Origin of the sequence: Dorea sp. 210702-DFI.3.125 (assembly GCF_020560945.1) — a bacterium.
Classification (GTDB): domain Bacteria; phylum Bacillota; class Clostridia; order Lachnospirales; family Lachnospiraceae; genus Dorea; species Dorea formicigenerans.
The window spans coordinates 12,121-36,906 of record NZ_JAJCNF010000008.1 but is presented as its reverse complement, the minus strand read 5'-3'; the positions used below and the strand labels follow the sequence as shown (position 1 = coordinate 36,906).

Here is a 24,786-nt window from a genome sequence, read left to right as displayed (position 1 = left end):
CAGCAACAGAAAAAGAATAACGGAGGAAGAACAGATGGAACAAAAGTATCAATATAATACAGTAGAAGAGGCAATCCGGGATTTACAAGATGGAAAGATCATTCTTGTTACAGATGACCCGGACAGAGAAAATGAAGGAGACATGATCTGTGCTGCTCAGTTTGCGACCCAGGAAAATATTAATTTTATGGCAACGCATGCAAAGGGACTGATCTGTACGCCGATGAGTGCAGAACTGGCAGCAAAGCTTAATTTTCCACAGATGGTTTCAGAAAATACCGATAATCATGAAACAGCATTTACGGTATCGATTGATCACGTAGATACAACAACCGGTATATCGGCAGCAGAACGTGCATATACAATGATGAAATGTGTGGATGATACATCAAGACCAGAAGATTTCAGAAGACCGGGCCATGTATTCCCGCTGGTGGCAAAAAAAGGCGGTGTACTTGTGCGTAACGGTCACACAGAAGCAACGACAGATCTTGTAAGACTGGCGGGGCTGAAAGAATGTGGCGTATGTTGTGAAATCATGAAAGAAGACGGAACGATGATGCGTACATCAGAACTCTGGGAGCTGGCTCATAAGTATCATCTTACATTTATCACAATCAAAGATTTGCAGGATTATTTAAGAATTCATGAAAAGCATGTAAAAGAAGAGGCGGTGGCAGATCTTCCAACACAGTATGGAGAATTTAAGATTCATGGATATGTGAATGACATTACAGGAGAGCATCATCTTGCTTTGGTAAAAGGAGAAATCGGGGAGGGAGAAAATGTACTTTGCAGAGTCCATTCAGAATGCCTGACCGGAGATGCTTTTGGTTCTCTTCGCTGTGACTGCGGATTGCAGCTTCAGACGGCAATGCGCCAGGTGGAGGAAGAGGGAAGAGGAATCATTCTCTACATGAGACAGGAGGGAAGAGGAATCGGACTGATCAATAAAATCAAAGCATATGAACTTCAGGAACGTGGATATGATACAGTCGAGGCGAATGTTCAACTGGGATTTGCCCCAGATCTCAGAGAGTACTGGGTCGGAGCTCAGATTTTATCAGACCTGGGCGTGAAATCCTTAAGACTTCTTACCAATAACCCGGATAAAGTCTATGGGCTTCAGGATTTCGGACTGGAAATTAAGGAAAGAGTACCATTAGAGATCCAGCCACAAAAATATGATCTGAATTATATGAAAACAAAACAGGAAAAAATGGGACACATTTTCAAAGAAATACAATTATAAAAAAGAATGCAGGAGGAAGAAGAACATGAAACAGATTCAGGTAATTGAAGGAAAAGTAGTAGCACCAGAGGGAATGAAAGTCGGAATCGTAGCAGCCAGATTTAATGAAATTATTGTCAATAAGTTATTAGGCGGAGCTGTTGACGGACTTGTGAGACATGGTGTAGAAGAAGAAAATATTACAGCAGCATGGGTGCCGGGAGCATTTGAAATACCAATTACAGCGCAGAAAATGGCGCAGTCAGGAAAGTACGATGCAGTCATCTGTGTAGGTGCAGTTATTCGTGGAGATACATCTCATTATGATCTGGTGTGTAACGAATCAGCAAAAGGAATTGCACAGATCGAGCTTGCAACAGGTATTCCTGTTTTATTTGGAATCATTACAACAGAAAATATTGAACAGGCAATTGCACGTGCCGGAAGTAAAGCTGGCAATAAAGGTTATGATTGTGCGTTATCAGCAATTGAGATGGTGAATCTGATAAAACAGTTATAAAATTTGACTTTTATTCTTATACAAAGTAAAATAAACTATGTATGTCTTTTTAAAGATGTACATAGTTTATTTGTTTATTGGAGAATGAAAATGTTTGAAAAGAATAAAGAAAAAATGAAGGAAAAAATGGAGCCGGATAAAGTGCTTCGTTTTGCGATTGTTGCAGTAATCCTCTTGTTTTTGATCGGTGCGCTGATTATTGGAACGCGAATGATGAATCCGCGAGTGGATGCGACAGAAGGAGTAAAGAAACTGACAGAACTGGAAGATGCCAATGTTCAGAAGATTGATGCCAAGATTCAGGAATTAGAGCAGACAGAAGCAGATGAGGCGGCAGCGTGGAAAGCAAAGTCTGCAAAAGAAAAAATGGATGGCTGCATTGTGCTTGGCGACAGTACTGCACTTGGCTTCAGACAGAATGACATCTTGAGTAAGTCGCAGGTGAAGTCAAAGGATGGAGCAACGGTCAGCGATGCGGAAGGTTCCGGATTAAATGAGCTTTTGACAGCCGTAACAGAAGCAGAGACTGCACCACAGAAGCTTATCCTTTGTATCGGAAGAGGAGATGTAGCAGTCAGTGGAGAGACAGCGGATGCATTTGCAGCGAATTACAAAAGCTTTGTTGAGCAGGTGAAAGCAGCATTGCCGGATACGAAAGTTTATGTATGCAGTATCCCGGCATACCTGTCACTGACAAGTACAGGTGATGCGACAGGTTCAGCCGATTCAGATACTGATTCAGATTCAGATACTGATTCAGATTCAGATGCTAAAGATACAACTGACAACTCGGATTTTAAGAGCAGTACAGATTCTAAAAGCAGTACAGATTCTAAGAGCAGCACAGATTCTAAGAGCAATAGTGATACATCATCAGATGATAGAAGTTTGTCCAAGATGAGTACCGCGCTGGATGTAACTTCATACAATGAAGCTTTGAAGGCTCTTTGTAAGGAAGAAAAAGTGAAATATGTAGACACAACAGATCTTACGGACGCTTCTTATTATGGGGAGGACGGAAGTACAATGACAAAAGCCTATTATGAGGCTTGTATTAATAAAATTCTGGAGGCAGCGTTTAGAAATTATGTTATTCAATAGTATCGCATTTATATGTGTATTTTTACCAGTTATTTTCATATTGTATTATCTGCTTCCGGGAAAGATAAAAGACATTGCCCTGGTTGCAGGGGGAGCAGTTTTTTTTGCATGGGGAGCCCCGGTCAATCTGGTCGTTCTGGCATTTTTTATATTGTTTAATTATGCTGTGGGAATTCAGATGGAAGGCTACATGCGAAGAAGAAGGAGTACGGAGCAGTTATTTGCTGGAAGCATACTGATCAATATTATAGTATATGTGTTCTTTGCATTTATCGGACAACGCGTGGGCTTTATTTCGGAAGTGCCGGTCGGAATAGGAATCTGCATCTTACAGGTGCTTTCTTATCTGATTGAGATTCACCGGGGAAATGTAAAGGCTCAGAAAAGTATTCTGGATTTTGCAGTTTACATAGCAATGTTTCCGTTGTTCCTGGCAGGACCGGTCGTAAAATATCCGCAGATCCGAAAGGAATTAAAGACTCGCAAATTGTCCTGGGCAAAGGCTGGCGAAGGAATTGTTTTATTTGTATGTGGTTTTGCAAAGAAAGTTATCATTGCAGATTACCTGGCAGATTCATTCACCAAGATCATGTCTTTGAAGGCAGGCGAGTTGTCTGTGTTTGGTGCATGGCTGGGATGTGCAACCTTCATGTTCCAGATTTACTTTGCGTTCAGTGGATATTGTGATATGGCAGTGGGACTTTGCAGAATGCTTGGATTTGATGTGAAGAAAAATTTCCGCTATCCATATGTAGCACGTAACATAACAACATTTGTACGACGTTTTAACAGCTCTGTTTTTGCATGGTTCTGGGATTACATCTGTGAACCACTCTGGGGCGGCTGGCTTGGAACACTTGTATCCGGAATTCTGATGGGACTTTGGTATGCAGGTATGTGGAAGAATGCACCGTGGCAGGTAACGGTCACAGGTGGATTGCTCTGGGGTATCTACCTTGCATTCTGGCAGATCGTGGAGCGTTATGCACTGCCATTTTTAAAGAGATTACCACCTGTGCTTGGACAGATTTATACATGGTTTTTTACAGCACTTGGTTGGGTATTTTTCTTCGGTAAAACACCGGCAGCGTCATTTGGTTATCTGAAAGTGATGTTTGGATTTGGCGGAGGCGATGTGATTGGTATCATGGGAAGATACCTTTTCCTTGGAAATGTGTTCGTTCTTGTAGTGGCATTTCTTGCAAGTACACCACTTCCGAATCTTATCTGGAAGAAGATTCTGGTATTTGGAAAGAAAGATAAAAAAGAAAAAAATAAAAAACGTCTGGAGAGAGGCAGAAGTGCAGTATTTGTATTCGCAGCCGTGATCATGATCCTGTGTCTTGTGAATGTGACAGGAGCAGGAAGGACATTTTTCAAAGAGACGGTGAAAGATACCCAGGCGAAACTGGATACAGTTCTTGGAAGACGGGACGTGAACGGTGTGTACCGAGGAAAGAACCAGTATCTTCTGGCGGATATTAATAAGCTGGATGAAAAGAAGGTTCAGGCAAATGTGGACGCGATTACAGCGCTTGCCGAGGCTTATTCCGATGTGCCGATGTATATGGCACTGATTCCGGACGCTGCAAATGTATGGGCAGATAAGCTTCCTTCTTATGCTCCGGTGGAAGATCAGACAGTGCAGATTGCACAGATTCAGAGCATGCTTGGAGACAGTGTGAACTGGATTGATGCACAAGGTGTTCTAAATGCGAATAAAGATAAGGAAATTTATTATCACACAGATTCCCGCTGGACAACGCTTGGAGCTAGTCTTGTATGGCAGCAGATTGCTTCAGATCTGGGGCTTGACACTTCGAAAGCACCGGCTTTAAAACCTTATGTAGTGACCGGTGATTTCAGTGGAAATCTTTCCCGAACAAGTGGATTTGAAAGCGGATACCGTGAACCGATATACGCATATTTAACGGAAAATGCTTCCGATAACACGCAGATGGTGGCAAGCTATGAGTCTGAGGGCATAAAGACAGCAGAGCTTTATGACCGTACAAAACTGGACGAACCTGATGCGTATGAAGTATTTCTCGGTGGAGATTATGATAAAATAGATATCCGCACGACAGCAGACAGCACGGACCGGCTGCTTCTGGTGAAGGATTCCTTTGCAGACTGTATGATTCCATTTTTAATTCCATATTACAGGGAGATCATCGTGGTAGATGCAGATTATTATCAGAAGCATGTGTCGGATCTGTTAGATAAGAATAAAATTACAAGTGTGCTGTTTTTGTACGATTGCAATAATTTTGTACAGGATGACAAGCTGAGCAGTATTTTGACAACGGATAAGGCAGAATAGGAACTGTAAAGTAATTGGAGTGTTAGTAAATGATAAGATTAAATAAATACCTCAGTGAGGCAGGTATCTGCTCCAGAAGAGAGGCAGACCGTCTCATAGAGGCGGGACGTGTGACGGTGGATGGCGTACGGGCTGTACCGGGCATGAAAGTGTCAGAGGAGCAGAAAATCTGTGTCGGGAAAAAAGTGATCCAGGGTGCAGAACAGAAGGTTGTTCTGGCAGTCAACAAACCGGCAGGTATCGTGTGTACCGGGGATATGAAAGTGAAAAATAATATCATACGTTTCCTGCATTATCCGGTGCGGGTGACCTATGCAGGAAGACTGGATAAAGATTCGGAAGGCCTCCTTATTATGACAAATGACGGAGAACTGATCAACAGTATGATGCGGGCGAGATATCATCATGAAAAGGAATATCATGTTCGCGTGGATAAAGAAATCACTTCAGAATTTGTGCGGCAGATGTCAGAGGGTGTGCATATACAGGACGTGGAAAAGAATCTGGATGCGGTAACAAGACCATGTGAGGTAAAGCAGATTGGAAAGTACACATTTTCCATTATTCTGACACAGGGGCTGAACCGTCAAATCCGGAGAATGTGCGAAGCACTTGGATATAAAGTGACAAAGCTTGTGAGAATAAGAATTATGAATGTAGAATTGGGAAGCTTAAAGAGTGGAGCAGTGCGAAAAATAGAAGGACAGGAGTTAAAGAAGCTATATGAACAGGCAGGAACGCATGAAGGAACTGGTGGAGCTTTTAAATAAAGCATCAAAAGCATATTATCAAGACGCAGAAGAAATCATGAGCAACTATGAGTACGACAAGCTTTATGATGAACTTCAGGAACTGGAGCGTGAGCTTGGGATCACACTTTCCAACAGTCCGACGGTGCGAGTCGGATATGAAGTGGTCAGTGAACTCCCAAAAGAACGGCATGAAAGCCCAATGCTTTCTTTGGACAAGACGAAAGATGTAGAGGAATTAAAGAATTTTGTGGGAGATCAGAAGGCACTGATGTCCTGGAAAATGGACGGACTTACCATTGTTCTGACTTACCGGGACGGACATCTTTTTAAGGCAGTCACCCGTGGAAATGGAGAAGTAGGCGAGGTCATCACAAACAATGCAAAAGTCTTTAAAAATGTACCGCTTCAGATCAGCTATCAAGGTGAGCTGATACTGCGCGGCGAAGCAGTGATCGGCTATAAAGATTTTGAGAAGATTAATGAACAGATTCAGGAAGCAGAAGCCAAATATAAAAATCCGCGTAATCTCTGCAGTGGTTCTGTACGCCAGCTGAACAGTGAGATTACAGCAAAAAGAAATGTAAAATTCTATGCATTTACACTGGTCAGTGCAAAAGATGTGGATTTCCACAATTCCAGAGCCTGTCAGATGGAATGGCTGAAAGAGCAGGGGTTTGAAGTAGTAGAATACCACGAAGTAATAAGAGACACAGTAGAGGCGGAAGTTATTAAATTTTCAGAAAAAATTGCCGAGAACGATTTCCCGTCCGACGGACTTGTGTTAGTATATGATGATATAGCGTATGGAAGATCACTGGGGCGGACGTCTAAGTTTCCACGAGATTCATTTGCATTTAAATGGGCTGATGAGATTCGCCAGACAAAGCTTCTGGAGATTGAGTGGAGTCCATCTAGAACAGGACTCATCAATCCGGTCGCTATCTTTGAACCGGTGGAGCTGGAGGGAACGACAGTGAGCCGTGCTAGTGTCCACAACATCAGTATTATGGAAGAATTGGAACTTGGTGTGGGGGATGAGATTGAAGTTTATAAGGCGAATATGATCATTCCGCAGATTGCACAGAATCTGACAAGAAGTGGTGTGAAAGATATTCCAAAAGTCTGTCCGGTCTGTGGCGGCAAGACAGAGATTCGCCAGGTCAGCAATGCAAAAGCACTGTATTGTACCAATCTGGAATGTCAGGCAAAGCATGTCAAAGCATTTGCACTCTTTGCAAGCCGTGATGCTTTGAATATTGAGGGATTGTCAGAGGCAACGCTGGAGAAGTTCATTGACCGTGGATTTATAAAGGAATTCACAGACATTTTCCATTTGGATAAATGGCAGGAAGAGATTCAGACGATGGAAGGTTTTGGAGAAAAATCCTACAAGAACCTGATCGCAAATGTGGAGAAAGCAAAAGTGACGACACTTCCGAAAGTTATCTATGCACTTGGAATTCCGGGAATTGGTCTTGCAAATGCGAAGGTCATCTGCAGAGAATTTTCCGGTGATGTGGATCGTATGATTCATGCTACTGCAGAAGAACTTGCAGAGATTCAGGGAGTAGGCGAAGTACTTGCCGGCGCATTTGTAACTTATTTTCAGGATGAGAAGCATGTAGAAAGCTTAAAGCGACTGATTGCAGAGCTTGAGATTCCAAAGGAAGAAGAATCAGAGAGTCAACAGATCTTTGCCGGAGTGAACTTTGTTATTACCGGGAGTGTGGAACACTTTGCAAACAGGGGAGAGGTCAAGGAACTGATTGAGAGCCTGGGAGGAAAAGTTACGGGATCTGTCACTTCCAAAACAAATTACCTAATCAATAATGATGTGACATCGACTTCATCAAAGAATAAAAAAGCAAACGAACTGGGAGTTCCGATTATTTCGGAGGAGCAGTTCATTAAGATGGTAGAGGAACAAAAGTAGGAAAGAAGGGAAAGAACCATGTCTGAACAGGATTATGTAGATACAATTGATAACAACGATAATAATAGCAATGACAATCATAACGATGATGAATATGAGAAAGTCTGCTTTGTCTGCCACAGACCAGAGAGTGTGGCTGGAAAGATGATCAATCTTCCGAACAATATGTGTGTGTGCAATGACTGTATGCAAAAGAGTTTTGATGCTATGAATAATATGAACTTCGGTGGTGCGATTGATTATAGCCAGCTTATGAATATGCCGGGAGTTCAGTTCTTAAATATTGATGATATGAGCCAGCAGATTCCAAAGCAGCAGCGCGTGAAGAAGAAAAAAGAAGGCGAGGAGGCAACGCCGCTCGTTGACATTCATAACCTTCCGGCACCGCATAAGATCAAGGCGAGCCTGGACGAGTATGTAGTCGGACAGGAATATGCCAAGAAAGTGATGTCTGTTGCTGTATACAACCATTACAAGCGTGTGGCAACGGATTCCATGGACGACATTGAGATTGAGAAATCTAACATGCTGATGATCGGACCTACAGGTTCCGGTAAGACCTATCTTGTCAAGACGCTGGCAAGAATTCTGGATGTGCCGCTTGCGATTACAGATGCTACATCTCTGACGGAAGCAGGTTATATTGGAGATGATATCGAAAGCGTTGTATCCAAGCTTCTGGCAGCAGCGGATAACGATGTGGAAAAAGCAGAACAGGGAATCATTTTTATTGATGAGATTGATAAGATTGCAAAAAAGAAAAATGCGAGTCAGCGTGATGTTAGTGGAGAGTCCGTACAGCAGGGAATGCTGAAGCTTTTAGAAGGAAGCGAAGTGGAAGTTCCGGTTGGAGCTAATAGTAAAAATGCGATGGTTCCGCTCACAACAGTTAATACAAAGAACATTTTATTTATCTGTGGAGGAGCATTTCCGGATCTGGACGGCATCATCAAAGAGAGACTTACAAAGCAGTCTGCAATTGGATTTGGCGCAGATCTAAAAGATAAATATGATCATGATAAGAAGATTCTTGAGAAGGTAACAACAGAAGATCTTAGAAACTTTGGTATGATCCCGGAGTTCCTGGGACGACTTCCGGTAGTCTTTACATTACAGGGACTCACAGAAGATATGTATGTGAAGATCTTGGAGGAGCCAAAGAATGCAATTCTGAAGCAGTATCAGAAACTTCTTGCACTGGATGAAGTGAAGCTCGATTTCACAGAAGGTGCATTACGTGCAATTGCGAAAAAGGCGATGGAGAAGGATACAGGAGCAAGAGCCCTTCGTGCGATTATCGAAGAATTTATGCTGGATATCATGTATGAAATCCCGAAAGATGACAGCATCGGTCAAGTGACGATTACACAGGAGTACATAGAAAATACTGGTGGTCCGATTATCACGCTGAGAGGGCAGGAAGTACCGAGATTAGAAAGTCAGGCATAGATAGTAAGGCAGTTATAAAAATATAGAAGATAATGCCAAATAATAAAATTAGAAAACATCTCATATACATATGAAAAGTATACGAGGTGTTTTCTTTTTTATGAATGATAGTTGTGGAGAAATAAATACGTTGCTAAAGACACAAAAAAATACAAAAAGCAATGTTTTGAAGGAGAGAGTGATAGCAACACAGCAGAAGGAGGAAGAGACAGAAGATACTTCATGCCGTGAAAAAATCCTCTCTCAGGATTTTCGGGATTTTATTATCCCGAATTACCGGTTAGCTCAGGAACTGGTCTATCCCAAGAGCCAGATTTGTGTGCAGAGCCTTGGCTTTGGCTATCGTGTAGCATATGTGGATCAAAGTCTAGGGGAAGAACTAAGCATTGCGGCTTATGGTTATAACAGCATTCCAAATTGCTATGCACTGTTGGATATGGAAGCTATGAATGAGACAGGAATCAGTGTGCTTCAGAATTACCCGGGTCTTAATCTTCGAGGAAAAGGAATTATGATTGGATTTTTGGATACAGGAATAGACTATGAAAATGAAATCTTTCGAAACATAGATGGAAGCAGTCGAATCACGGCGATATGGGATCAGACTGACCAGAACGGTCAACCACCGGATACATTTACATATGGAAGTGAGTATACGAATAATCAGATTAATCAGGCACTGAAAAGTGACAATCCAAAGGAAATTGTGCCAGTAAGCGATGAAAATGGACATGGTACATTTTTAGCAAGTGTGGCAGCAGGTGGAGAAAATATCCAGGAAGGTTTTACCGGGGCGGCATCAGAGGCTGAAATTGCAGTAGTGAAGTTAAAAGAAGCGAAAGATTATCTGCGAAAATTTTATGGAATACGACAGAAGGCAGTGTGTTATCAGGAGACAGATATTGTGCAGGGACTTCGGTATCTGCATCTTCTGGCACTGAAAAAACAGAAGCCCCTTGTTATGTGTGTGGCACTTGGAACGAATCTTGGCGGACATAATGGAATGTCCAGTTTGTCGCGGATTCTCGGAAGCTATTCCAGACTGGTAGATCGGTGCGTGGTTATCGGAGGAGGAAATGAGGCAAATGAACGACATCATTTTCAGGGAAAACTGAATCAGGTAGGAGAGGTTCAGGAAGTGGAAATGCGTGTCGAAAGTGGAAATACGGGATTTGTAGCAGAATTATGGGGGACCATTCCCAATATTGTGACAGCGTATCTTATATCTCCGTCTGGGGAGAGAAGTCCGGTGATTTCTATTCGGCAGGGAAGTCGCTATCAGCTTACATTTCCCTTTGAGCAGACGGTTGTGGATGTGGAATACCAGTTGTTTTTGCGGGATGGAAGATCCCAGCTTTTGTTTTTGAAATTCGATCATCCGGCACAGGGTATCTGGAAGATAGGAGTACAGTCGCTGGGGCGTGCAGATGGAGAGTTTCACATCTGGCTTCCTGTGCGGGAGTTTCTCGATGGAAATGTATATTTTTTGGAGGCAAGTCCGGACGTGACATTGACAGAGCCTGCGAATACCGATGATCCGATCACGGTTGCTTATTACAGGGGAGCAGATAAGAGTGTTGATATTAATTCTGGCAGAGGTTATACTAGAGACAAGAGAATAAAACCTGATTTTGCAGTTCCAGGAGTCCAGGTTTTGGGAGCAGGGGTAAATGGAACATTTGTAAGGCGAAGCGGTTCCAGTGTGGCAACGGGAATCACAGCCGGAGCCTGTGCAATGATCATGGAATGGATTTTGAACCAGCCGATTCCGGCAGGAGTTACCACAAGTCAGGTGGCAAATATTATCATATTAGGAGCACAGCAGAACACATTTTCAGAATTTCCGAACCGACAGTGGGGCTATGGAACGATGGATCTGTATCAATCGCTGGACAGATTGAGAAGATTATAACAGATGGGAGAGGTACAATATGGCAGATTTTTTTGAGCAGTTAGGAAAGAAAATTTCAGACGTAGCAGAGGACTTTGGAAAGAAGACGGAAGATACCCTGGAAGTGCAACGTATCAAAAGCCAGATTCGTTCTCTGGATCGTGCCAATGAAAGGGATTACATCGAAATCGGAAAGAAGATTTATGAAAAATTCAAAGCAGGAGAAGTGGCGGACTTAGAGTACATTGCCCTGTGCGAATCAATCGAAAAGAGAGAGGAAGAAGCAGTACAGTGCCAGGAGGAGATACGCAAGATTCAGGAGGTATAGCAGATGTTATTGATGGCAGCAGGAGGACTTCTTGTTGTGCTGGTGTGCGTGGACATGGGCATTAAGCAGTACATCGAGGAGAATTTTGAAGAAGAGGAAGAACGGGAGACAATTCTGGACAAAGTTGTGCTCCGGAAGGTTTATAATAAAGGCTTCTGTTTTAATACACTGGATAAGAAGCCGGAGCTGGTGAGAAAGACATCTGGTATCTTGTGTGCCGGGCTTGCAATTTATGATGCATGGCTCTTTCTCAAAAAAGGAAAATGGCTCAGAAAATTCGGCATGGTATTTTTGACAGCCGGTGCAATCAGTAATACCTATGACAGACTGATTCGTGGAAAAGTCATTGATTATATCGGAATCCAGTGGAAAAACAGCAGATTTCGAAGACTCACCGCGAACCTGGCAGATGTGTATGTAGTAATTGGGGCAGCAGTGACAGGCGTAGCGAAGATATTTCGAAGATAGAAAAAGCGTTCTTAAATAAAAATAGTGTGTAGGTCATTGCAAAGATAATCTACACACTATTTTTTATGATTATTTTAAGTATGGTTTCAAGAATTATTTCTTATTGCTCTTTACTTCCTGAAGCTTCATAGCGCGAACCTTAAGCGGCAGTCCGAACAGATTGATAAATCCGTCAGCGTCGTGGTGGTCATAAAGGTCACCAGTTGTGAAGCTTGCAAGAGACTCATTGTAAAGTGAGTACGGTGAAGTTGTTCCGGCTTTGATGATGTTACCTTTGTAAAGTTTGAATTTCACTTCTCCTGTTACGTACTCCTGAGTTGACTCAACAAATGCCTGGATTGCCTCGCGAAGTGGTGTAAACCATTTTCCTTCATAAACAACCTGAGAAAGTTTATTTCCCATATCTTTTTTAACTTCTGTTGTAGCACGGTCAAGAACTAACTCCTCTAACTGCTGATGTGCCTCGTAAAGGATTGTTCCGCCAGGTGTCTCATATACACCACGGGATTTCATACCTACAACACGGTTCTCTACGATGTCGCAGATACCGATTCCGTGCTTAGCACCGAGCTCATTAAGCTTCATGATGATCTCAGATACTTTCATCTGCTGTCCGTTTATACTTGTCGGTACACCTTTTTCAAATGTCATGGTTACATATTCACCCGCATCTGGAGCTTTTTCTGGTGTAACACCAAGTACGAGCAGATGCTCATAGTTTGGCTCGCAGGAAGGATCCTCAAGCTCAAGACCTTCATGGCTGATGTGCCATAAGTTACGGTCACGGCTGTAGCTGTGGCTGGCATCAAATGGAAGGTCGATACCATGTGCTTTACAGTAAGCAATCTCGTCTTCACGGGATTCCATCTTCCAGAGATCTGTCATTCTCCAAGGAGCAATGATCTTGATGTCTGGAGCAAGTGCTGTGATACCAAGCTCGAAACGAATCTGGTCATTTCCTTTACCAGTAGCACCGTGGCAGATTGCTACAGCACCTTCTTTTCTTGCAATTTCAACTAATTTCTTAGCAATTGCCGGACGAGCCATAGCTGTTCCGAGTAAATATTTATTCTCATATACTGCATGAGCCTTTACACAAGGCATGATGTAGTTGTCGCAGAAATCATCAATGATATCCTCGATGTATAATTTGGAAGCACCAGCCATCTTTGCTCTTTCTTCCAGACCATCTAACTCCTCGCCCTGTCCACAGTTAATGCAGCAGCAGATTACATCATAGCCAAATGTCTCTTTTAACCACGGAATAACAGCAGTTGTGTCCAGTCCGCCTGAATATGCTAATACGACTTTTTCTTTCATTTTCGAAATCCTCCTAATGTATCATTTACTTTCTATTCTAATAAGAAAATATCTTATTTGCAATCGCAAATCATACTATACACCTAAATTCATAAATATGCAAGAGAAAAATGGAAAAATCTTTTTAATATGCAAAATATGCATTGGAAATGTATAAAAACAGAGGGTTGTATAAATGAAGAAACAGGAAGAAAATAGTAAATACAAGAAAAATAAAGAAAATACAGAAAAAATATAAGCACTAACCCTATTAATACGATATGTAATACGTATAAACATTAACAATAAATATAAGGGATTTAATGCATTTATCAATTGGACGTGTCGAAAAAAAGAAACTAAAATAGAAGTTGTAATCTAAAGACGAGAGTTATGTTATTGGAGGAGGAAAAAATATGAATTTAACAGGCTCAAAGAAAACACTTGCGTTGGCAGGTGTGATATGCGGACTTGTAGCAGCATGTCTTGCATATTTTGGTAACCCGGCAAATATGGCATTCTGTATCGCATGCTTTATCCGTGATACAGCTGGTGCAATGGGGATGCATCAGGCTGAAGCAGTAATGTATGCAAGACCAGAGATTATCGGTCTGGTTCTTGGTGCATTTATTATTTCAATTGCGACAAAAGAATTCCGCTCTACAGGTGGATCTTCACCGATGATTCGTTTTGTACTTGGTGTGATCATTATGATCGGAGCACTCGTATTTTTGGGATGCCCACTTCGTATGGTACTTCGTATGTCAGCCGGTGATTTAAATGCATGGGTAGCACTTATCGGATTTATTCTTGGAGTAGCAACTGGTGTATTTGCTCTGAAACAGGGATTCAGCCTTGGAAGAGCACAGGCAACAACAAAAGCAAGTGGAGCAGTACTTCCGGTCATCGTTGTTGGAATTCTGATTCTTGCAACATGCACATCACTTTTGAAAGTAAGTGCGGCTGGTCCGGGAAGCTTACACGCACCAATCATTATGTCTCTTGTAGGAGGCCTGATCTTCGGAGCTATGGCTCAGAAATCAAGAATGTGCTTTGCAGGTGGAATCCGTGATGTCATTATTATGAAGAACTTTGATTTATTATCTGTTATTGGCGGACTTTTCGTTGTAATGCTGATCTTCAATATTGCAACAGGAAAATTTGTAGTAGGATTTAACACACCAGGAGTTATTGCACATTCTGAACACTTGTGGAATATCCTTGGTATGTATACAGTTGGATTTGCAGCAGTTCTTGCAGGTGGATGCCCGCTTCGTCAGTTAATCCTTGCAGGACAGGGATCTTCTGATTCAGGAGTCACTGTAATTGGAATGTTCGTAGGAGCAGCAATCTGCCACAACTTCGGACTTGCAGCAAGTGGAACAGCACTTAACCCGGAGACAAAAGCTGTTGTAGCCGGAGCAGTTCCAACTAACGGAAAAGTTGCATGTATTCTTTGCATCGTAGTTCTGTTCATCATAGCATTTACATGCAAGAGAGAGACAGCTAAGAAATAAGAACAGAAAGAAATTCAGATGAAATAATTACAACAGAATAGCTGAAAATAATGTCTGAAAGGAGTATATAGATATGGTAGAAGTAGATGCAAGAGGACTTTCCTGCCCGGAGCCGATCATGTTGACAGCAGAGGCTCTGAAGAATGAAAAAGGTCCAATTAAAGTATTGGTAAGTGAGCCGGTACAGAAAGAAAATGTTGAAAAATATGCAAAGAGTCAGGGAAAGAAACCAACATCAAAGGAAGTTGGGGACGAGTTTGAAATCGTCATTGAATAAGATTTCCTGATTTAGGCATCAGACGCATATGGAAGTTCAGGAGCAGTCGTGAAAACGGCTGCTTCTTTGCATATATCTTTGCACATATCTCGCACATATCTATCTACAGAAAATGCTTGACATATATCAATTGTCGATATACTATATAGATAACCGATATATCGATTGCCGATATAAAACATTGTTTTAATGATGAAAGTCAATTTATATCAGTTATATCGGATAAGATGTGTCGGCAGGGTAGATATGAATGCAAAAATCAGAACTGATTAAAAAGATTCTGAATTGAAAAAGAAAGGGGAGGTATAAAATGGCAGTAGATAAAAGCCTGGTGTCCGGAAGCACGATGATGTTGATTCTTAAGCTTCTGGAAGAGAAAGACATGTATGGTTATGAGATGATCGAGACTTTGAGGGAGAAGTCAGAGAATGTATTTGAGTTAAAAGCAGGAACATTATATCCGCTCCTTCATGGACTGGAGGAAAAGGAGTTTGTAAAGTCTTACGAGCAGGAAGCGGGTGGAAAGACAAGAAAGTATTATTCCATAACAAGAGAAGGAAAGAAGCAACTCCGGGCAAAAGAAAAAGAATGGAAAGAATACGCCGGAGCAGTGAGAAATGTTCTGGGAGGTGTATGCTTTGGATAGACAGGAATATTTGAAATCTTTGACGGAACAGATTCGTACAAAGCGTGCGCGAACCATGGTCGCGGAGGAAGTAGAAGCACATATTGAAGACCAGAAACAGGATTTCATGGCTCATGGATTAGGTGAAGAAGAAGCCGAGTCGATGGCTGTAGTGGAGATGGGAGATCCAGTGGAGGCAGGCGTGAAGCTTGACCGGGTGCACCGCCCGAAGATGGAATGGACAGTTCTGATGGCGATTTTAATTATTAGTATTATGGGACTGATCCTACAGGCGGTAGTTACTTCGTCTTTTCCAACAATGAATATGAGTACACTGGAAGCTTTCAAAGATAACTTTTTGTATGGCGGAATTTGGAGTGCAATGTTAATAGGAATTGCGGTCATGTTAGGAATCTGTTATCTGGATTATTCTATATTAGTAAAGTGGTCATTTCCAATTTGGGCAGTCATGCAGATACCGGCAGTCTTTTCTATAGTTAGTAAGCTCTTTTTTGATGAAACAATGTGGATTGGACCGATGGTCAATGGCAGAAGTATAGTTCAGATGTTATTGTCCTATCTGGTCATTCCCTTTTACGCAGGGACAATTTATCATTTCCGCAGAAAAGGAACGAAAGGACTGATCATTAGTACCGTGTGTCTTGGAATATCAGTACTTACCGATTTGATGATACCATTTATGTCATCTGCAGTTGTTACAGGAATTACAGGGCTGGTCTTACTGCATGTGGCGGTCTGTAAGGGCTGGTTTGGAGAAAATAAAAAGAAATTTTTGACCAGGATGTGGGGTGTGATTGGAATCTGCCTGCTACTGATGTCCGGAATAACATTTTGGTGTAATGGACGTTTCGTTACAGATTATCAGGTACATCGACTGGAAGCTTTAATTACCGGAGAACACTGGGATTATACAAGAGGTGCGGTTGCAGACGTAGCAAATGCTGCAAAAGATCCAAACTCAAGTAAATGGCATGAGTCGCAGTCTTCCGGGAAACTAGAAGTAACGGATCCATATAATGGTGCCACAGAAGTAGAAGCTGTCACGCTTTATAATTATGCAAGAAATGATTATATTTGGACATACCTGTTCCATTATTTGGGAAATGTAAAAGGAGTTTTTCTGGTTGTAGTATTTGCGGTATTTATGGCTCTATTGCTTCGAATGGCGGTAAAACAGAAGAATCGCCTGGGATATATGCTCAGCATCGGCTGTGTAATATTTTTGATTTTACAGTCATTGTTCTATATTGGAGTAAATGCAGGACTTTATCCGATTAGCGGAAATTATATGCCATTTTTATCTCATGGAAATATGACCATGATGATTACTTACTTTTATATGGGAATATTGTTGTCCGTGTACCGGAATACCAACGTCGTGAAAAATTAGTTGACAATATAGAAAAAGGCATATATCATATAAAACATATAGGAAAAGAAAGTATATGAAAGATTGGAGATGCCTGATATGACGAGAGCGGAAGCCTGGGAACTATTAACAGAATATAATCAAGACGAATTTCACTTGCAGCATGCACAGACAGTAGAGAATACGATGCGCTATTTTGCAAAAGAACTAGGATATGGAGAAGAGGAAGAATTCTGGGGAATTGTAGGTCTTTTACATGATCTGGATTTTGAAAAATATCCAGAAGAGCATTGTATCAAATCTCAGGAAATTATGAGAGAGAGAGGAGTCGACGAACGTGTTATTCATGCGACGGCAAGTCATGGATATGCAATTACGGTTGATATTCAACCAGAGCATGAGATGGAGAAGGTGTTGTATGCAGTAGATGAACTGACAGGGCTTATTGGAGCTGTAGTGCTTATGCGCCCATCGAAAAGCGTGCAGGATCTGACGCTAAAGTCGGTAAAAAAGAAATATAAAAGCAAGAATTTTGCGGCTGGATGCTCAAGAGAAGTCATAGAAAGAGGAGCAGATATGCTTGGATGGACCCTGGATGATCTGATTCAAAGAACCATCGATGCATTGAAAACATTTCAGGAATAGAGAAGAAATACTAAAATATAGGAAATTTAAGAGGTTAAAAGAGGATGCAGTATTCAAAAAAATGAGTGCTGCCTCCTCTTTTGCTATAGATAGTAAATTATATTTTTCCTGTATGTAATAATTTTAAAATTTTCTCGGCATCAAAATCAGGTGCCTGGTTCATGGCAAGGTCATAGATTGGCTGAATAGTATCAAGCGGTTCCAGCAAATCAGTAGCTATCTGAGAAACAGAAAAGTTTTTGATTATCCTTTTAATAACTTGTTTGATTAAGTAGAGCTGCTCGCCTTCAATACGGCCAGCACGTTCCCCTTCTTCACGGCTGATGCGCCGGGTCTCCTGTACATCATATGCTTCAAAAGAATCAAACATCATATGGAACTGCCTCCTTGTAATATGGTCTGTAAGGTCATTGATTTCTTCAGCAGGGACATTGATTGTATGAAGAAATGCTGAAAATACAGAGCCCATAAGCTCTAAAATGTGTGGTGGTGTATTCTGTGTCAATTGGTTCCAGTAGTCTTCTGGAATCTCTTTTAAATGCTTGAAATCAGAGGAACTCTTGAGCTTGTTAAGAATGAAAATAGCTGAGAGTTCATCACCTTTTTCAATTAAATCTTCTTGAGAATACTTATTCAAAGGAACGATTAGATATTTATAATCTGGAATGAATTCTTCAAAGATATCACTCATGAATACCCGGTCTTTAAAATGTAATGCAGAAGTCCATTGTCCCGTGCCTTCATAATAAATAATTGGCAGGATTGGCGGATATAAAAAATCTTTGGATTTCGTAATTCCAGGATGTAACTTTTCCTGTGTGGCAGTGTAATCAGTCCAGACATAAACCATGTATCTGAGCAGTCTGAAAGACATGTCAGCATCTGCTTCTGATTGATGTTCAATAAGTGCAATCAGATAAAGCTCTGTGTTTTCAATCTGAATTTTCTTCACAATGTCAGAATCACGGGATTCCTGAAATAAAGGAATAAAATGTGAAGAAACGTCTTCAATATCCTCTGGCTTTATGTTCATGAAAAAAGGAATATCCGTGTATCCTTTTAGAAATTGGGCACAGAGTGTCGAGTCTCCGAATACAATCTTGGCTGCATTGTCATGAATCTTTGAATTGTGTACCCCATGTTCAGTTGTCTTGTTGGTAGTTTCCATAGCGCTCCTCTCTGAGCAAATGTAAACTAAAAACTTTCTGAATATATTTTAACATTGTAAGTATAAAAAGACAATATAGAAATTGAATGAAAATAAATTCTATACAAAAGGGATTTGTCAAAAATTCAGAAGTACCGTAACATTTGCCCGGTGTGCATGCAACTTGTGCAAGTGCAGGGGCACTTAAAGTTGCGGTGAATGAGTAACATCATCAAAAATCTGAGTGAATTCTTTGCTGAAAAAGCAATGAAATTCAGAAACGAAATCCTGGCTGTGGATTTCCATGGGCGTTGAAACATAATGAAAATATCGTGCCCGAAATTTGATGTAGATGTAGTGTAGCACAGATAAAGAGTGAGGGCAATAGATGCAACAAAATGTTGCAGGAGATTTTGTGGGAACATATAAACATAGGTTTGGAAATGCGATAAGATAGTGGTTTGATTATAGATAAAACAAATAAAATGATATTAGTTATAGAAAATGTGCGATGTGTACAAAAAGAAAATATGAATTGTAGAAATTAAACGCTGAAAAATAAAAAAAGCATATTTATAATAAACAACTGTGATAGACATGATGTAGGAAAATATTTTTGATTGACATAAATGTTATAAGTACCTATCGGAAATTTAATGAAAAAGGAGAAAACTAAATGCATGATATAAAAATTCATGATGTTTCATTTTCTTATGCAGGCAGTGATAAGTTAGTTTTGAAAGACATTAATGTGGATGTAGAAGGTGGAGAATTCGTTTGTATTCTGGGACAATCTGGTTGTGGAAAGAGTACTTTGTTGCGCCTGATTGCTGGGTTGGAAGATTGTACAACAGGTGAAATTTTAGTCGATGGAGAAAAAATACATGGTGCAAGTTTGAATCGAGGAGTAGTATTTCAGGATTATGGCTTGTTCCCTTGGAAAACAGCCGGAGCCAATATAACGTTGGCATTAAAAAAGAAATTTCCGGACTGGGATAAAAATCATCTGAAAGAAAGAACGATTGAGCTATTAAAAGCGGTAGGATTAGATGAATCAGTTTACCGTAAATACCCTAAAGAATTGTCTGGTGGCATGAAACAAAGATGTGCGATTGCCAGTGCATTTGGAATTGACCCACCAATTCTTCTTATGGATGAACCGTTTGGTGCACTTGATGCCGTAACCCGTTCCATGCTTCAGGATATGGTATTAAAACTTTGGGAAAAACAGGAAGATAAAAAGACGGTCTTTTTTGTAACACACGATGTAGATGAAGCAATGATTTTGGCTAATCGGATTATTGTGCTTGGACAATCACCAAGTAATATAATTTTTGATGTAAAGATACCAGATGAGAAACGTACTACGAGAGATTCCAGATTTGAAGATCCAGAGTCAATTAAACTTAGAAATGAACTGCTTCGTCAAATTAATCAAGATGTGGAAGCACATGTACAAACCGTGCAATAATAGAGAAATCTATTTGCAAATAAAAATATTTAACTAAAAAGGAGAGAACAAATGAAAAAGAGAATTATCTCACTTCTTCTTGCAGCAGCAATGACTTTCAGCCTTACAGCATGTGGTGGAAATTCATCTGATGATAAAAAGGAAGAGACAAAAACAGAAAACACAGACAACAAAGAAACTCCAGAAGTGGATACAATTCACTGGGCAAGAGCAAATAGTGGAAATATTCTTGTTACAATTGCAAAACAGCAGGGATATTTTGATGAAGTTGGAATCAATGTAATTGAAGATCCAGTTGAGTCTTCAACAGCAGCACTTCAGGCACTTCAGGCAAAACAGGTTGATGTAACATCTAACCAGGGAACAAATAACCCGCTTCAGTTTATCTCCACAGGTTCTGATTTTTCAATCGTTGGTGGCTATATGCTGAAAGGTATGTATATTATTGGAAAGAAAGATACTCAGTATAAAGATGTTACAAGTCTGAAAGGTTCTAAATTTGCATATGCAGGGGTACATCCGGTAGTAGGTATGGCATTATTAGATGCAGGAATTGATCCTAATAATGATGTTGAATGGCTTACATATAGTACAAACAGTGACCGTCTTGCAGCAGTAGTTTCCGGAGAAGCTGACTATGCAGTACTTAGTGGAGACCAGTTATATGCAGTAGGTAATAATGATCAAATTGAGATTAAAGCATGGTTAGATGATCTTGTACCAAACTATGGATGCTGCCGTATGAACATGAATACTGATTTTGTAAAGAAGAATCCTACAACTGTAAAACTTCTTCTGAAATCTCTGATTCGTGCTGAGCAGTGGTATCTTGCAAATAAAGAAGAGTGTGTAAAAATTCTTGCAAAAGAAATCGGTGCAGAAGAAGATTATGTTGCAGCATATCTGTTAAATGATAATTATGTTTCCAGTGTAGATCCGTGTAAGAATTCTGTAGTTAAGACATGGGAGGCTATGATTAAGATGGGATTCATTGATCAGGCAGATGCTGACAAAATCAACATTGAAGATCATATTAACACAGAACTTTACAAAGAAGCTCTTGATGAGTGTGTAGCAGAATATCATGATGAAGATCCAGATTTCTATGATGGAAGAGTTAAATTCTTTGAAGAAAACGATCAGTAATAAGAGATAATTAACAAATAACTCAATTCCGCCGTTTTATACTGCGGAATTGGGTTTTTTAAGAAGGTAATGGTTCGGAGGTATCTATGCGAAAAGTTTTAAAATTTATAAAGGATTATTGGATAACAGGTTGTATTTATCTGGCTATGTTTTTTGGGTACAAGTATATCGCAGATAACCAGCTTTTTGGTGGATATCTTTTCCCTGCGGTAAGCAAAGTTGCAAATTCTTTTAAAGAAAATATTGGTACATTATTTATGAATATGTTTTATTCATTTCAATTAATGATTCCAGCTATTATTATTGCTGTTGTAATTGCGATAGTTGGTGGGACTATTCTTGGGATGAGTAAAAAAATTCGGAAAGTGGTTCATCCGGTGGTTTACTCAATTAGTGTAATTCCATCTATTTTGATGTCCCCATTTGCGCTGCTTATGGCTCCAAGTTTTAGAATAGCTTCTTTGTTCCTGGTGGTCTACAATACAATTTGGGCTACATTTTTTGCTACAATTAATGGTATTATGACGATAGACAAAGTTTATCTTGATAAAGCAAAAACTTTGGAGTTAAATCCGGTAGAAAAGATGTTTCAGGTAATCTTACCTGCAGCAATGCCGTCTATTATGTCAGGGTTTATTACATCTCTTAGAGGATCCTTTGTAGTGCTTGTATATGCTGAAATGTATGGCGCAAAATTTGGTATGGGATTTTATGTAAAAAAATTTGCAGAATATGGACTTTACAGTGAGGCGTGGAGTGGCTTCATTTTCATGGTTGTAGTTCTGGTTATTGTTATGCAGATATTCGAAAAAATGAAAAACCGTATTTTAAGATGGACAATTAATTAACAGAAAGACAAAGGAGGCAAATAAATATGAAGATTACAAAAGTAGATGCAATTCAGATTGAGGATAAACCGGATGATCAGCCGGGATGGCGTCCGATAGTGTGTCGCGTTTATACAGATACAGGATTATATGGAGATGGGGAAGCTGCAATTGCATATGGTGTTGGATCTACAGCGGCATATGGAATGATTCAGGATCTGGCAAAATTGATAATCGGTATGAACCCGTTGGATACAGAAGTTATTTGGGAAAAATTATATAAATCGACTTTCTGGGCACAAAATGGGGGACCGATTGTATTTGCAGGAATTTCTGCATTAGATATTGCGTTATGGGACATAAAAGGAAAATATTTTAATGTTCCAGTATATCAGTTGCTTGGCGGGAAAATGAGAGATAAGCTTCGCTGTTATGCAAGTCAGCTCCAATTTGGCTGGGGAGAAAGAAAAACACCGGCATATCAGATTGAAGATTATGTTGCAAATGCAAAAAAAGCTGTTTCGGAAGGCTATGATGCTATAAAAATTGACTTTTTTACATTCGATCCGAAAGGATACCGCTATAGCTCTGAGGAGACAACAAGAGTGCTTGATCCATATCATGTCCATGTTGTAATTGACCGCCTTGCAGCCGTCAGAGAGGCAGTTGGACCAGATGTAGATATTATTATGGAAAATCATTCCTATATAGATGCGCAGGTCGCAGTGCAACTGGGAGAACAGGCGAAAAAATATAATATACTGTTTTTTGAAGAACCAACTACACCAAATCCGAAGATGAATAAATTTGTCTGTGATAAATTAAATATCCCAATTGCTCAGGGAGAAAGAATTTATTCAAGATGGGGATATGCACCATATTTTGAAGATGGTTCCATTCAGTTGATTCAGCCAGATATCGGTAACTGTGGAGGATTAACGGAAGCAAAAAAAATATGCGATTTAGCTCACATTTATGATGTAGGAGTACAGGCACATGTGTGTGCAAGCCCATTGTCAACAGCGGTTGCTTTACAGTTAGAAGCAGCAATTCCAAACTTTACGATACATGAACATCATGTGTATAATCGATATGACTACAATAAAAAATTATGTAAATATGATTATCAGCCAGTTGATGGATATATTGCAGTTCCGGATTTTCCTGGTATTGGAAATGAATTGACAGATTATTGTTTCACAAATGGAAAGGTGACAACGATCGAATAAGCTTATTGATAAAAGCAATATATCTTTCAAAAGAAATCTATTTGACAGAAAATTCATCTTGATAAATAATATCCATATTGGAGAGTGTGGATATGTTTGAAATTGATGTCTGTTATAAATTTATATTTGAATCAATGCTCGAGGATGATGTATTGGGATATATAGCAAACAAGGTATATGAATATACTCATGCCGGGATATTTTTTGTGTCGGAGTCCGGAGAGATTCTGGCTTATGCCTGTTCGGGAAAAGACCAGAGCATGCGTTCGATTATAGAAGGGCATGTAACATTGGAAGATTATCCTTATTTCTTTGAGGAAGTGTCACCGAATGGAGAGTTCCAGACGGTTGCTGCGGTGAAGGATAAGAAGAAAAATATTGGATATATCATTATTCACTATAGTAATGAAGAGTTTTGGACGTTTTTTGAAGAATTAGGAACAATTCTGACGGAAACAGCAAGACAATATTTTGAAGAGAAGCAGAAGAATACGTACTTAAATCTTTCGCTCAAAGACTATATTATCGGTTGGATGATTTTTGAAGGACAGCATTTTGTGGAATCGGAGCAGAGTCATACATTAAAAGGAAATTATTTGATGGCTTTGTTTACAGATGATTTTTCTGATATGGCGGTAGAGGCAGCAAAACTGGGAAGAATCTGGGAGCATTTTTACTTGTATGAAGAGAAACACTCCCTGACGGTTGTGCTATATCAGGTTTCTGAAAAGAATGCGCAAAAGATTTATCAGATGGCGCAGAAAGAAAATCTGAACTGCTATATGAGTGAGACATTTGAAGATATCAATGACTGTAGAACAAAAAGAGATTTGCTAAAACAGATGGAACGGATTCCGAAGATATGTGATGTCAGAGGGGTTAAAAGAGAAAAAGATTGGTATCTTCAGGGTATTTTTTCTTATACATTACCTTTAATCGAAGAGGCAGGACTGAGTGACTATTCGATTTTGAACTTGATAAAGGAAGATGAGAAGAATCACACAGAGCTTTATGATACATTGAAAATGTATTTATTATGCGAAAACAATGTGACGATGGCAGCGGAAAAACTTCATGTTCACAGAAATACATTGGTGTATAGATTAAAGCAGATAAAAGATTGTCTGGAATTAGATATTAACAATAATGAGATTTCGAGAGAACTTCTCGCATTTATGATTATGTATGACCTGTCGAAATCTTCAGAGGACTAGAGC

Annotated in this window: 22 protein-coding genes; 20 read left to right on the top strand and 2 right to left on the bottom strand. The window is 40.1% G+C overall.

Annotation, left to right across the window (positions count from 1 at the left end; all coding sequences use genetic code 11):
* Positions 1-34 precede the first annotated feature (34 nt).
* From LI164_RS05555 to LI164_RS05510, 10 genes are all read left to right on the top strand, one after another.
* Positions 35-1,252 (top strand): bifunctional 3,4-dihydroxy-2-butanone-4-phosphate synthase/GTP cyclohydrolase II, encoded by a 1,218-nt coding sequence (locus LI164_RS05555; protein WP_005330652.1) that lies wholly within the window; start codon positions 35-37, stop codon positions 1,250-1,252.
* Between the two features lie 25 nt (positions 1,253-1,277).
* Positions 1,278-1,751 (top strand): 6,7-dimethyl-8-ribityllumazine synthase, encoded by a 474-nt coding sequence (ribE, locus tag LI164_RS05550; RefSeq protein ID WP_005330655.1) that lies wholly within the window; start codon positions 1,278-1,280, stop codon positions 1,749-1,751.
* Between the two features lie 90 nt (positions 1,752-1,841).
* Positions 1,842-2,852: a hypothetical protein gene (locus LI164_RS05545; RefSeq protein ID WP_227086865.1), complete on the top strand. Its 1,011-nt coding sequence runs from the start codon at positions 1,842-1,844 to the stop codon at positions 2,850-2,852.
* Positions 2,839-5,175 carry a DHHW family protein gene (locus tag LI164_RS05540; protein ID WP_173794062.1) on the top strand — a complete coding sequence of 779 codons (2,337 nt, stop codon included), beginning with the start codon at positions 2,839-2,841 and terminating at the stop codon, positions 5,173-5,175. Before LI164_RS05545 ends, LI164_RS05540 begins: the two co-directional genes overlap by 14 nt.
* 29 nt (positions 5,176-5,204) lie before the next feature.
* Complete coding sequence (locus LI164_RS05535; RefSeq protein WP_117657757.1) at positions 5,205-5,945, top strand: pseudouridine synthase; 741 nt, start codon at positions 5,205-5,207, stop codon at positions 5,943-5,945.
* Positions 5,899-7,860 (top strand): NAD-dependent DNA ligase LigA, encoded by a 1,962-nt coding sequence (ligA, locus tag LI164_RS05530; protein WP_227086864.1) that lies wholly within the window; start codon positions 5,899-5,901, stop codon positions 7,858-7,860. Before LI164_RS05535 ends, ligA begins: the two co-directional genes overlap by 47 nt.
* A gap of 18 nt (positions 7,861-7,878) precedes the next feature.
* A complete protein-coding gene (gene clpX, locus LI164_RS05525) occupies positions 7,879-9,309 on the top strand; it encodes an ATP-dependent Clp protease ATP-binding subunit ClpX (RefSeq protein WP_117660366.1) in 1,431 nt (476 codons plus the stop codon).
* Positions 9,310-9,409: 100 nt separating this feature from the next.
* On the top strand, positions 9,410-11,221 hold the full coding sequence (locus tag LI164_RS05520) for a S8 family peptidase (RefSeq protein ID WP_227086863.1): 1,812 nt from the start codon (positions 9,410-9,412) through the stop codon (positions 11,219-11,221).
* Between the two features lie 19 nt (positions 11,222-11,240).
* Entirely contained in the window at positions 11,241-11,528 is a 288-nt protein-coding gene (locus LI164_RS05515; RefSeq protein WP_005330671.1) for a hypothetical protein, read from the top strand.
* Positions 11,529-11,531: 3 nt separating this feature from the next.
* On the top strand, positions 11,532-11,996 hold the full coding sequence (locus tag LI164_RS05510; protein WP_040015242.1) for a signal peptidase II: 465 nt from the start codon (positions 11,532-11,534) through the stop codon (positions 11,994-11,996).
* Between the two features lie 93 nt (positions 11,997-12,089).
* On the opposite strand, the gene LI164_RS05505 is transcribed toward LI164_RS05510, so the two are convergent.
* Entirely contained in the window at positions 12,090-13,316 is a 1,227-nt protein-coding gene (locus LI164_RS05505; RefSeq protein WP_005330680.1) for an argininosuccinate synthase, read from the bottom strand.
* A gap of 395 nt (positions 13,317-13,711) precedes the next feature.
* Here LI164_RS05505 and yedE point away from each other — a divergent pair, with 395 nt between their 5' ends.
* The 5 genes from yedE to LI164_RS05480 all read left to right on the top strand — a co-directional run bounded on the left by yedE (position 13,712) and on the right by LI164_RS05480 (position 17,749).
* The gene (gene yedE, locus LI164_RS05500) at positions 13,712-14,812 is read left to right on the top strand and encodes a YedE family putative selenium transporter (protein WP_005330685.1); all 1,101 of its coding nucleotides are present in this window, start codon (positions 13,712-13,714) and stop codon (positions 14,810-14,812) included.
* Positions 14,813-14,885: 73 nt separating this feature from the next.
* Positions 14,886-15,089: a sulfurtransferase TusA family protein gene (locus tag LI164_RS05495; protein WP_005330688.1), complete on the top strand. Its 204-nt coding sequence runs from the start codon at positions 14,886-14,888 to the stop codon at positions 15,087-15,089.
* A gap of 310 nt (positions 15,090-15,399) precedes the next feature.
* Positions 15,400-15,735 (top strand): PadR family transcriptional regulator, encoded by a 336-nt coding sequence (locus LI164_RS05490; protein WP_005330690.1) that lies wholly within the window; start codon positions 15,400-15,402, stop codon positions 15,733-15,735.
* Complete coding sequence (locus LI164_RS05485) at positions 15,719-17,125, top strand: FtsW/RodA/SpoVE family cell cycle protein (protein ID WP_227086879.1); 1,407 nt, start codon at positions 15,719-15,721, stop codon at positions 17,123-17,125. Before LI164_RS05490 ends, LI164_RS05485 begins: the two co-directional genes overlap by 17 nt.
* A 78-nt stretch (positions 17,126-17,203) precedes the next feature.
* Positions 17,204-17,749 (top strand): hydrolase, encoded by a 546-nt coding sequence (locus tag LI164_RS05480; protein ID WP_227086862.1) that lies wholly within the window; start codon positions 17,204-17,206, stop codon positions 17,747-17,749.
* A gap of 97 nt (positions 17,750-17,846) precedes the next feature.
* Here the strand turns inward: LI164_RS05480 and LI164_RS05475 are convergent, their stop codons facing one another.
* A complete protein-coding gene (locus LI164_RS05475) occupies positions 17,847-18,917 on the bottom strand; it encodes an Rpn family recombination-promoting nuclease/putative transposase (RefSeq protein WP_117682994.1) in 1,071 nt (356 codons plus the stop codon).
* Between the two features lie 655 nt (positions 18,918-19,572).
* Between LI164_RS05475 and LI164_RS05470 the strand changes: the two genes are divergently transcribed.
* The 5 genes from LI164_RS05470 to LI164_RS05450 all read left to right on the top strand — a co-directional run bounded on the left by LI164_RS05470 (position 19,573) and on the right by LI164_RS05450 (position 24,783).
* Positions 19,573-20,367: an ABC transporter ATP-binding protein gene (locus tag LI164_RS05470; RefSeq protein ID WP_005330702.1), complete on the top strand. Its 795-nt coding sequence runs from the start codon at positions 19,573-19,575 to the stop codon at positions 20,365-20,367.
* A 51-nt stretch (positions 20,368-20,418) separates the two neighbouring features.
* On the top strand, positions 20,419-21,513 hold the full coding sequence (locus LI164_RS05465) for an ABC transporter substrate-binding protein (RefSeq protein WP_005330704.1): 1,095 nt from the start codon (positions 20,419-20,421) through the stop codon (positions 21,511-21,513).
* Positions 21,514-21,599: 86 nt separating this feature from the next.
* Entirely contained in the window at positions 21,600-22,361 is a 762-nt protein-coding gene (locus LI164_RS05460; protein ID WP_005330705.1) for an ABC transporter permease, read from the top strand.
* 26 nt (positions 22,362-22,387) lie between these two features.
* Positions 22,388-23,569, top strand: a complete 1,182-nt coding sequence (locus tag LI164_RS05455) for a mandelate racemase/muconate lactonizing enzyme family protein (protein WP_005330708.1) — start codon at positions 22,388-22,390, stop codon at positions 23,567-23,569.
* A 92-nt stretch (positions 23,570-23,661) separates the two neighbouring features.
* Positions 23,662-24,783 carry a helix-turn-helix domain-containing protein gene (locus LI164_RS05450; protein ID WP_005330710.1) on the top strand — a complete coding sequence of 374 codons (1,122 nt, stop codon included), beginning with the start codon at positions 23,662-23,664 and terminating at the stop codon, positions 24,781-24,783.
* Positions 24,784-24,786: the final 3 nt, after the last annotated feature.